Annotated in this window: 7 protein-coding genes; 3 read left to right on the top strand and 4 right to left on the bottom strand. The window is 72.7% G+C overall.

The window, feature by feature from the left end; translation table 11 throughout:
• Positions 1–16 precede the first annotated feature (16 nt).
• Positions 17–286: an ATP-binding cassette domain-containing protein gene (locus GA0070607_RS31380; RefSeq protein WP_089021429.1), complete on the bottom strand. Its 270-nt coding sequence runs from the start codon at positions 284–286 to the stop codon at positions 17–19.
• A 207-nt stretch (positions 287–493) separates the two neighbouring features.
• Between GA0070607_RS31380 and GA0070607_RS31375 the strand changes: the two genes are divergently transcribed.
• Positions 494–1,927 (top strand): FAD-dependent oxidoreductase, encoded by a 1,434-nt coding sequence (locus GA0070607_RS31375; RefSeq protein ID WP_197701198.1) that lies wholly within the window; start codon positions 494–496, stop codon positions 1,925–1,927.
• Positions 1,928–2,001: 74 nt separating this feature from the next.
• Positions 2,002–5,223, top strand: a complete 3,222-nt coding sequence (locus GA0070607_RS31370; protein ID WP_089022232.1) for a BTAD domain-containing putative transcriptional regulator — start codon at positions 2,002–2,004, stop codon at positions 5,221–5,223.
• Here GA0070607_RS31370 and GA0070607_RS31365 read toward each other — a convergent pair.
• Positions 5,183–6,010, bottom strand: coding sequence for an ABC transporter permease (locus GA0070607_RS31365; protein WP_089021428.1), 828 nt, complete (start codon positions 6,008–6,010; stop codon positions 5,183–5,185). The genes GA0070607_RS31370 and GA0070607_RS31365 overlap by 41 nt on opposite strands.
• Positions 6,007–6,987, bottom strand: a complete 981-nt coding sequence (locus GA0070607_RS31360; protein ID WP_089021427.1) for an ATP-binding cassette domain-containing protein — start codon at positions 6,985–6,987, stop codon at positions 6,007–6,009. The genes GA0070607_RS31365 and GA0070607_RS31360 overlap by 4 nt, the downstream gene beginning before the upstream one ends.
• A 264-nt stretch (positions 6,988–7,251) precedes the next feature.
• Between GA0070607_RS31360 and GA0070607_RS31355 the strand changes: the two genes are divergently transcribed.
• On the top strand, positions 7,252–9,627 hold the full coding sequence (locus GA0070607_RS31355) for an acylase (protein ID WP_089021426.1): 2,376 nt from the start codon (positions 7,252–7,254) through the stop codon (positions 9,625–9,627).
• A 145-nt stretch (positions 9,628–9,772) separates the two neighbouring features.
• On the opposite strand, the gene GA0070607_RS31350 is transcribed toward GA0070607_RS31355, so the two are convergent.
• Positions 9,773–10,576 (bottom strand): class I SAM-dependent methyltransferase, encoded by an 804-nt coding sequence (locus GA0070607_RS31350; protein WP_089021425.1) that lies wholly within the window; start codon positions 10,574–10,576, stop codon positions 9,773–9,775.
• Positions 10,577–10,600: the final 24 nt, after the last annotated feature.

Here is a 10,600-nt window from a genome sequence, read left to right as displayed (position 1 = left end):
GGTTCGGTCCGGCCTGCTACCGGGGGTGGTTCGCCACGGCCGGCAGGCTGACCGGGGCGCCGCCGTCGGCGAGGTGCACCACGCCGGCCTCGATCGGGTGCAGCCGAGCGAGGGCGCGCAGCAGGGTCGACTTGCCACTGCCGTTGGGCCCGACGAGCGCGGTCACCGCACCCCGACGGAAGCGGATCGCCGCGCCGTGCACCACGGTCACGGCGTGGTAACCCAGGTGGAGGCCGACGCCCGACAGGCGGTCTTCCCCGGCGGCCGACGCCAGCTGCTTGTGCATGAGGTTAGGCTAACCTAACCGCCGAATGATCTGTCAAGACGGGTCCGGGCCTGCGAATTGCTGCCGTGCCTCGCGCATCGACGTTGCTGAGCGGGGTCGGCCGCCGGTGCGGACCAGAAATGGTGGGTCCGCTGCCACTGACTGCGGCGCCTCTGGTGGTTACGGTCGTGGATGCCGAGGTTTCCCGACCACTCGAGGAGTGACCGTATGCCCCCCTCGCCGTCCCGGCTCTTCTCGGAGATAGCGACAGCGGAACCCCCGGCCGAGACCCGGGTGGTCATGCGGCGGGCGGTGGTGCTGGGCGGCAGCATCGCCGGGCTCATGGCGGCTCGGGTGTTGAGTGACCATGCCGACGAGGTGCTCGTCATCGAGCGAGATCCGTCCGATGTGGATGACGGGCCGCGTCCCGGTGTGCCGCAGGGCAGCCAGGTGCACGCGCTGCTGCCGTCGGGTCAGATCCAGTTGGAACGCTGGTTCCCCGGCATTGTCGACGAGGCGCTCGCGGCCGGCGCCCCGCCGCCGCCGACCGACCAGGGCGCGGCGAAGATCTTCGTGAACGGCGTGCTGGGGCTGCCGCCGGAACCGTCCGGCACCGGCCCGATGCTGATCACCACGCGCCCGTTCCTGGAGGCGCTGGTCCGGCGGCGGACGCTCGCGATCGACAACATCCGGATGGTGTACGGCCGCGCGGACGGCCTGGTCTTCGCCGACCGGCGCGTCACCGGCGCGCGGTACGTGCCGGACGGCGGGACCGAGCCGATCGTCGAACCGGCGGACCTCGTGGTCGACGCGATGGGCCGGTCCAGCCGGCTCAGCGACTGGCTGGCCGACAACGGGTGGCCGCGCCCGCCGATGCAGCGGATGCCGATCAAACTGAACTACGCGACCGCGCTCTACAAGCAGGACACGGCGGTCAGCGACACCTGGGTGGTGGTCTACCACACCATGGCCGGCAAGGGCCGTTCCGCCCGGATCGGCGGGATCAACTCGGTCGAGGGTGGCCGTTGGATCATGCTGGTGGCCGGCTACGACGAGGACCGGCCCAGCCGCGACGTCGCCGACTTCACCGCCCGCTGCCGCCAGCACTATCCGCACATGTTCGGCGACATCGCCGAACGTGGCGAGATGCTCGGCGGGGTGGTCACGTACCACCAGGCGGACAGCCGACGCCGGGACTTCCACAAGCTCGACCGGATGCCCGCCGGCCTGGTCGCGGCCGGAGACGCGATAGCGTCCTTCAACCCGGTGTACGGCCAGGGCATGACCTCCGCGATGCTGCACGCGTCCTGCCTGTCGGCGTACCTGCGCTCGGATCCGAAACCGCACGAGCAGGCGGCGCGGGCGTACTTCGACCAGGTGCGGGTGATCGTCGACGCCGCCTGGCAGATCTCCACCTCGGCCGACATCGAGCTGCCACACGTCAACGGCCCGTACCCACCCGGGTACAAGGTCACCAAGTGGTTCGGAGACCTGGTCTTCCGGACGTCGCTGGCCGATCCGGTGCTCAACGCCCGGCTGGGCCGGGTCACCACCATGCTCGACCACCCGGCGACGCTGAGCCGCCCCGGCACCCTGCTCCGGGCGCTGCGGCTCGGCCTGTTCCGGCGCCGGACCGCCGCCACCCCGGCGCACACCCTCTAGCGCCGCACACGAGGGCCGGTGACCACGAGCGGGTTGCCGGCGGCTCGATGGACGAGGTGGGGGATGCTGGGTCCGTGCAGATCACCATCCTCGGGCCGCTCGCCGTCGACGGCCGGCCGGTCCGGGGGGAGCGGCTCGCCGCGGTGGTCCGCGCGCTCGTCGACGCGCGCGGCCGAGCGGTCTCCACCACGCTGCTCGTGGACGCCGTGTGGGACGGCACGCCCCCCGACGACGCGACCGGTGCCGTCCAGGCGCTCGTGTCCCGGGTACGCCGTCTCGGGCTGCCCGTGGTCGCGGTTCCGGCGGGATACCGCCTGCCCGCCGAGAAGATCTCCGTCGACGCGGTCGAGGCGCGGACGCTCGTCGAGCGGGGGCGTGCGGCACTCCGTACCGGTGACGCCCCGGGCGCCCGCGACCCGGCCGACCGGGCCCGTGCGCTGTTCCCCGAGGTCCCGGAACTCGTGACCGCCGAGGAGACGCGCCTGTTCGCGGACGTCGCGGCGCTGCGCGCACAGGCCGCACTCGCCGGTGCGGGACCGCTCGACGAGGTCGACCTGCGCCGGCTCGTCGCGCGTACGCCGCCGGACGAGCCGTCGGCGGCCCTGCTCGTCCGGGTGCTCGCCGCCCAGGGCCGGGACGCGGACGCGCTCGAGGTGGTCGAGCGACTCCGCGCCGAACTGGCCGACCGTTACGGCACCGACCCGTCGCCCGTGATCACACAGGTCCACCTGGCGCTGCTGCGCGGCGAACTCACCACCCCGGCCGTCGTGGCGCCACCGCGGCCTCCGGCGCGGATCGCCCTGCCCGCCGCGTGGCGCCGGTCGATGACCGCCCTCGTCGGCCGGGAGCGGGACGTCGAGACGGTGGGCGGAGCGCTGACCGAGGCGCCGCTGGTGACGATCGTGGCGACCGGCGGCGCGGGCAAGACCAGGCTCGCCGCCGAGGTGGCGCGGCGCGCGGCGGCGGCCGGGCAGTCGGTACGGGTGATCGAACTCGCCGGCCTGCGCTCGCCCGACGAGGTGCTGCCCACGGTGCTCGCGGCACTCGGCGGCGCGGACACCTCGGCGACCGGCGGCAACCTGGGCCTCGAACGGCGGGTGCTCAGCCCCGAGGAACGGTTGCGCGCCGTGGCGCCGGACCTCGACGGGCTGATCGTGCTGGACAACTGCGAACATGTCCTGGACGCGGCGGCCACCGTCGTCGCGGACCTGATCGCGGTGGTCCCGCCCGAGGTCGCGGTCCTCGCCACCAGCCGGGCCCCGCTGGGCCTGGCCGGCGAACTGGTCCACCGCCTGACCGCGCTGCCCGACGACGACGCACTCGGGCTGATCCAGGCCCGGGCGACGGCCGGCGGCGCGGTGCCCACCTGGGACACCGAACGGGCGCTCGCGCTGTGCCACCGGCTCGACAACCTGCCGCTGGCTCTCGAACTGGCTGCCGCGCGGCTGCGGCACATGCCGATCGACGACGTGCTCGCCGGGCTGACCGACCGGTTCGCGCTGCTCGACGACGCGTTGCGAGGGCTGCCGGAACGGCACGCGAGCCTGTGGGCGATGGTCGACTGGAGCCGGGAACTGCTCGCACCCGAGGACCGCGAGCTGCTCCAACGGCTCGCGGTCATTCCCGCGGCGTTCACCGCGGACCTCGCCGCCGCGGTCGCCCGGACCCCGGACGTACGGCGGGGCCTGGCGACGCTCGTCGAACAGTCCCTGCTGACCCTGGTCGAGGGGGACGACCCGCCCCGCTATCGGATGCTCGAAACCGTCCGCGAGTACGGCGAGGCCCGGCTCGACGCGGTCGGTGACCGGGAGCCGGCCATGGCCGGCCTGGTCGGTTGGGCCCGGGAGCAGGCGGTGGCGTTCGCCGATCATTTCGTCGGGCCCGGCCAGATCGAGGCGCTCGCCCGCTGCGCCGCCGAGCAGGAGAACCTGATCGCGGGCCTGCGGTGGGCGCTCGGGTCCGGTGACGAGCCGGCGACGGTCGACGTCGCCGCCGCGCTGTTCCACCTCTGGTCGGTGCGCGGCCTGCACCTCGAGGTCATCGGTTGGGCGCGGGGACTGTTGCACGTCGAGGATCCGGGCCGGCGGCGGGCATCGGGGATCCTGCGCGGCCGGGCCGCCGGCCGACCACTGCCCGACGCGGACCGGCTCGCCTGGTTGTGCCTGGCGATCGGCGTCAACGCCGGTATCAGCGGCGAGCTCCGACTCGCCGTACTCGCCCGCCGGGCCCTGCGGACGCTCCTCGCCGAGCGGCCCGCGGAGATGTCGCCCCGGCAGAGCGTTCTGGCGTCGGCGTTGCCCGCGTTCGACGCCTCCGACGAGGAAAAGAGCATGAAGGGTGCCGCCGAGATGATCGCGCACCCGGACCCGTACGTGCAGGGCCTCGGCCACTTCGCCCGCGCCGCCATCCGGGAGAACGGCGGCATGGCCGAGCCGTCGGTGGTCGACGCCGAGCTGGCGTACCGCCGCTTCGAGGTGGCCGGTGACCACTGGGGCATGGCGATGGCGGCGGGCGCGATCGGGCAGTTCCTGATTCCCAGCGGGGGCACCGAGTCGGCCGAGTGGCTGGCGCGCAGCATCCGGCACATGGAACTGGTCGGCGCGGCGCAGGATGCCCGGTCGATCCGGGTACGGCTGGACGCGCAGCTTGCTCTGACCGGCGACCCGGAAGCCGAGCGGCGGCTGGGCGAGACGGCGGCGCCGGGCGAGGCCGAGGAGCTGGACTCCGCGCTGGCGCGCCTCGGGCTGGCCCACCTCGCGTGGCAACGCGAGCGGTACGACGAGGCGCTCGACCACGCTGACGGGGTGACCCGGAGGCTGACCGGGTGGGCCGGCGGGCCACCGCAGCCGCGCGTCATGCTCCGGGTCGCGGTGGCGGTCCTGCAACTGCGGGTGGCCCAGGTGCGGCCCGGCTCGAGCCAGGACGCCGACGCCACCGCGGCCGGGTTGCTGAGGCTCGCCCGGGACGAGGCGCTGTCGACGAGAGACCTGCCGGTCATCGGGTCATGGGCGCTGGGTGGCGCCGAACTCGCGGCGTACCGGGGTGACGTCGCTACCGTGCGGGAACTGTTCGCGCTCGGAACGCGCGTCGGCGCCACCTTCGGGTTCCTCGGCCCGCCCGGCGACGCCGAACGGCTCACCGCCGCCCTCGGGGATGAGGAGCAGCGTGAGCCGTTGCTGGCCGTGTGGCGCGAGCGGCCGGTCGCCGCGGTCATCGCCCGGGTCCGCGAGCTGATGGACGACCTGCTCGCCCAGGTCAGATCTTCTTGCGGTACGCGCGCAACGCCAGCGGCATGAACACCGCCACGAAGCCGGCACACCAGGCGAGCGTCCACCACACATGTGAGCCGACCGGTGTGCCGAGGAACAGTCCGCGCACCGCTGCCACCAGGTGGGTCATCGGGTTGACGTCCACGAACGCCTGCATCCAGCCCGGCAGGGTGTCGGCGCTGACGAACACGTTCGACGCGAAGCTCAGCGGCATGATCAGCGCGAACATCAGGCCCTGCACGGCGCCCGGGGTACGCACCTTCATCGAGACGAACACCGGCAGCCAGCTCAGGCAGAGCGCGAACAGCACAGCGAGCAGGCAACCGGCGATCGCCCGGAACGGGTCCGAGTCGATCCGGAAACCGAGCACGTAACCGATCGCGAGGGTCGAGATCGTGACGATCACGTACCGTACGACGTCGCCCAGGACCGCGCCGACCAACGGCGCCGAGCGGGGGATCGGCAGCGACCGGAACCTGTCGAAGATGCCCTTGGCGATGTCGGTGTTCAGGTTGACGCCGATCGCGATGGCGCCGGTGGCGATCGTCTGCGCCAGGATGCCGGGCAACAGGAACTGCAGGTAGTCATGGGTGGATCCGGCGACCGCGCCGCCGAAGATGTACACGAAGATGACCAGGAACAGCACCGGTTGCAGCGTGACGTCGATGAGCGCCTCGGGCGTACGCAAGGTCTTGATGAGGCTGCGTTTGGCGAGCGCCAGGGAGTGCCGGACCAGCCGGAACGGTCGAGGGTTCGGAACGGCCGCCGAGAGCGCCGGGCTCTTCGCGGGTGCTGCGCTGACCAGGGTGCTCATGCGGCGACCTCCTTCAGGCGGGTGGTGTCGTCCTCGGATGCCGTACGCCCGGTGAGGGTGAAGAACACCTCGTCGAGGCTCGGCAGGTGCAGGGAGAGTTCGGTGACCGCGATGCCGGCGGCGGCGAACCGCGCGACGCTCTCGGTCAGGGCCTCGTCGTCGGTGACCGGCACCGCGAGCACGCCCTTGCGGATCTCGTCGGCCTGCGCGCCGGAGCCGACCTCGGACAGGATCGCCGCGACCCGCCGCAGGTGGGCGGGGTCGGACGGCCGGACCTCGAGCGTCTGACCGCCGACCACCCGCTTGAGCCCCTCGGGTGTGTCGTACGCGATGACCCGGCCGTGGTCGATCACCGTGATCGCGTCCGCGAGCGCGTCGGCCTCCTCCAGGTACTGCGTGGTGAGCAGCACGGTCGAGCCGTTCGTGACCAACGATCGGACCACGTCCCACATGTCCTCGCGCTTGGCCGGGTCGAGCCCCGTGGTCGGCTCGTCCAGGAAGATCACATCCGGCGAGCCGACCAGGCTCGCGACCAGGTCCAGGCGCCGCCGCATACCGCCGGAGTAGGTCTTGGCCTGCCGGTCGGCGGCCGCGGTCAGATCGAACCATTCGAGCAGTTCGGCGGCCCGCCGTCGGGAGCCGGTGCGCCCCAGCTCCAGCAGCGTGCCGAACAGCTCCAGGTTCTGCCGTCCGGTCAGGTCCTCGTCGACCGAGGCGTACTGGCCGGTGAGCCCGATCGTCTGCCGGACCCGCTCGGCGTCGCGTACCACGTCGAAGCCGCTGATCCGGGCGCTGCCGCCGTCCGGGACCAGGAGCGTGGAGAGGATGCGTACGGCGGTGGTCTTGCCGGCGCCGTTGGGGCCGAGCACCCCGAGCACCGTCCCCCGGGGCACGGCGAGGTCCACGCCCTGAAGCGCTCTCGTCCGCCCGAAGGTCTTGACGAGGCCCTCGGCCTCGATCACCAGGTCAGTTGTCATGTCGTAGAGCCTGCGCGGGTCGCCTGACACGGCCCTGACACGCCACCGACACGGGCCCTGACACGCCTCTGACACCGGGCCCGGCACGTCGCCGAGGCGGTGGGGCCCTCGCCGTTGCGCGCCGGCCGGCTGCCACTGAACGCACCACGGCGCGCGGTCGGCGCGCCGGGGTGTACGGGGCGGCACAACAGCGGCGAGAATGCCGACCAACGTGAATGTCCCTCCGGCAACGGCGTCTGGGGGACGCGACGGGGGGAGGACGCGGTGACAGCAGCACAACGCCTCGGCGCGGCGGGGGTGGTCCTGGGCCTGGTCGTGGCCGGGTTGAGTACGCCTCCGGCCGGCGCGCACCAGCGCGATCACGGCTACTCGGCCGAGATCCGCCGCGCGTCCTACGGCGTCCCGCACATCACCGCCACGAGCTACGCCAACCTCGGCTTCGGGGTGGGGTACGTGCAGGCGGAGGACAACCTCTGCGTGATCGCCGAGAAGGTGGTGACGGTCAACGGCGAGCGCTCCCGCTACTTCGGCGCGACCGGCCCGACCGACGCGAACGTGCGCAGCGACCTGTTCTTCCGCAAGGCCATCGACGACCGAGCGGTGGAGGGGCTGCTCGACGGCCGCCGCGACGGCGTGCACTCGCCGTCCGACGACGTCCGCGACCAGATCCGCGGCTTCGTCGCCGGCTACAACTCCTACCTACGCCGCACAGGTGCGGCGAAGCTCACCGACCCGGCGTGCCGGGCCAAGCCGTGGGTGCGCCCGATCACCGAGCTGGACATCTGGCGTACCACCTGGGCCAGCATGGTCCGGGCCGGCTCCCGCGCGGTGCTCGACGGGATCGTCGCCGCCGCGCCGCCCACCGCCACCGGCCCGGCTGCCGTCCAGGACGCGCCCGGCGCGGCGGCGGTGCTCGCCGCCAGCGACGGCGCGCCCGCCGGGGTGGGCAGCAACGCGTACGGGCTGGGCGACGCGGCGACCGCCAACCGGGGCGGCATGGTGCTGGCCAACCCGCACTTTCCATGGGACGGCGCGGAACGCTTCTACCGGATGCACCTCAAGGTGCCCGGCCGGTACGACGTCGAGGGCGCCGCGCTCATCGGCGATCCGATCGTCGAGATCGGGCACAACCGCACCCTCGCGTGGAGTCACACAGTCTCCACCGCCCGCCGGTTCGTGTGGCACCGCCTCGCGCTGGTCCCGGGCGACCCCACGTCCTACTACCTGGACGGCAAGCCGCGAAAGATGACCACCCGCACGGTCACCGTCCAGGTGCCCGGTCCGAACGGAGGCACGGTACCGGTCAGCCGGACCTTCCACGACACCCACTTCGGGCCGGTCGTGGTGGTGCCCGGCACCTTCGACTGGACCGCCGGCACCGCGTACGCCATCACCGACATCAACGCCACCAACAACCGGGCCTTCGACGGCTGGTTGCAGATGGGCCGCGCCAAGACGGTCCGCGACCTGAAGAGGGTGCTCGACCGCTACCAGTTCCTGCCCTGGGTCAACGTGATCGCCGCCGACGCCCGCGGTGAGGCGCTCTACGCCGACCACTCGGTGGTGCCCCGGGTGACCGACGCCCTCGCCGCCGCCTGCATCCCGGCGCCGTTCCAGCCGCTCTACGCCAGCAGCGGCCAGGCCGTCCTGGACGGCTCCCGGTCGGCCTGCGCGCTCGGCGCCGACCCGGACGCCGCCGTGCCCGGCATCCTCGGCCCGGCGAACCTGCCTGTCCGCTTCCGCACCGACTACGTCACCAACTCCAACGACAGCTACTGGCTGGCCAACCCGCAGGCCCCGCTCGAGGGCTACGCGCGGATCATCGGCGACGAACGCACCCCGCGCAGCCTGCGGACCCGTCTCGGCCTCGACCAGGTGCAGCAGCGCCTCGCCGGCACCGATGGGCTGCCGGGGCGCGGGTTCACCGCCGACCGGCTGTGGCGGACGGTCTTCGGCAACCGGGTGTACGGCGGTGAACTGGTCCGCGACGACCTGGTGGCGCTCTGCACCGCCCAGCCCACCGGCACCGCGTCGAACGGCGCGACCGTCGATCTGCGTGCCGCCTGCACCGCACTGGCCCGCTGGGACCTGCACGCCGACCTGAACAGCCGCGGCGCCCACCTGTTCACCGAGTTCGTCCTGGCCAACGGGCTGCGCTTCGCCGACACCTTCGCCGCCAGCGATCCGGTGCGCACGCCGCGCCGGCTCGACACCACCAACCCGGGCGTCCGCACCGCGCTCGCCGACGCGGTGCAGCGCCTCGCCGGCATCCCGCTCGACGCCCGTCTCGGCGACATCCAGACCGAGCCGCGCGGCGACCGGCGTATCCCGATCCATGGTGGACGGGCCGAGGCCGGCATCTTCAACATGATCATCAACAATCGGGTGCCGGGCGTCGGCTACCCGAAGGTGGTGCACGGCTCGTCGTTCGTGATGGCCGTCGAGCTGGGCCCGCACGGACCGTCCGGGCGGCAGATCCTGACCTACTCCCAGTCGACCAACCCGAACTCCCCCTGGTACGGCGACCAGACCGCGCTCTACTCCGGGAAGGGCTGGGACACGATCAAGTACACCGAGGCCCAGATCAAGGCCGACCCGAACCTGCGCACGTACCGGGTGAGCGAGGGCCGCCACCACTGAGACGCGGCCCGGCCGGGCTCCCTGGCGGGAAGCCCGGCCGGTTCGGTCGGCGCCTTCCGTAGAGCTGCCCGGATCAGCGGGGGCGTGCTGTGCGGAGGAGTTACGGACGGCGCGACCGTTCTCCGCGCGGTGGTCCACCTGCCTCTCAGCCCGGCAGGCGGCCTCGCGTGGAGACGAAGTGGTACGACATGACGGCGAACCCGGGGTCGCGGACCAGCCGGCGGAACGCGTGCAGTTGGTTGGGGGACAGGCCCGCCGCGAGCAGGTCCGGCTCCAACTGGCGGGAGTTCGTGTCGTAGAGCGACGTCCCGGTCGAACCGCCGACCCAGCTCTGCGAGTGGGTGATGGTGTCGAGGTCGGTCAGACCGGCGAGGGCCATCTCGGTGTGCACGTCCTGCGCCCACCCCAGGTCGGCGCCGTGCTCCTGCAGGACACCCATCATGGTGTCCATCACCTGCGCGAAGAGCTTCGCCGCGTCGTCGCTCGGCGCGGTCAGCACCCGCAGTGGCGCGGTGCAGTCGAACTCCTCGACCACCAGCCATCCGCCGGGAGCCAGCGCGCCGGCGAGCGTGCGCAGGACCCGTCGTCGGTCCGGCAGGTGCAGCAGCACCAGCCGGGCGTGGATCAGGTCGAACGCGTTCCCGGGTGGCGGTTCGGTACGGACGTCGTGCTGGCGTACGTGCAGGTTGCCCTCGGCCACGAGATGCGTGGGGTCGATGTCGGTGGCCAGCACGTGACCGTCCTCGCCGACCGCCCGGGCGATCCGCCGGGCCATCGAGCCCCCGCCGGCACCGACCTCCCAGCACCTCGCCCCCAGGCGCAGCACCGGGCGGGCCAGGCGACGCATCGTGATCGGATCCAGGAAGGACTCCAGCGCCTGCATCTGCGGGACGGCGTCCGGCGAGCCGTTGTCAAAGGTGTACGCGCCATCGGTGGTAGCGGTTGCCATCGGTGTCTACCTCTCCGAAAAGGG

The organism is Micromonospora coriariae, assembly GCF_900091455.1.
GTDB classification, from domain to species: Bacteria; Actinomycetota; Actinomycetes; order Mycobacteriales; family Micromonosporaceae; genus Micromonospora; species Micromonospora coriariae.
The sequence above is the reverse complement of the archived record's forward strand: the minus strand, read 5'-3'. Positions and strand labels throughout refer to the sequence as shown.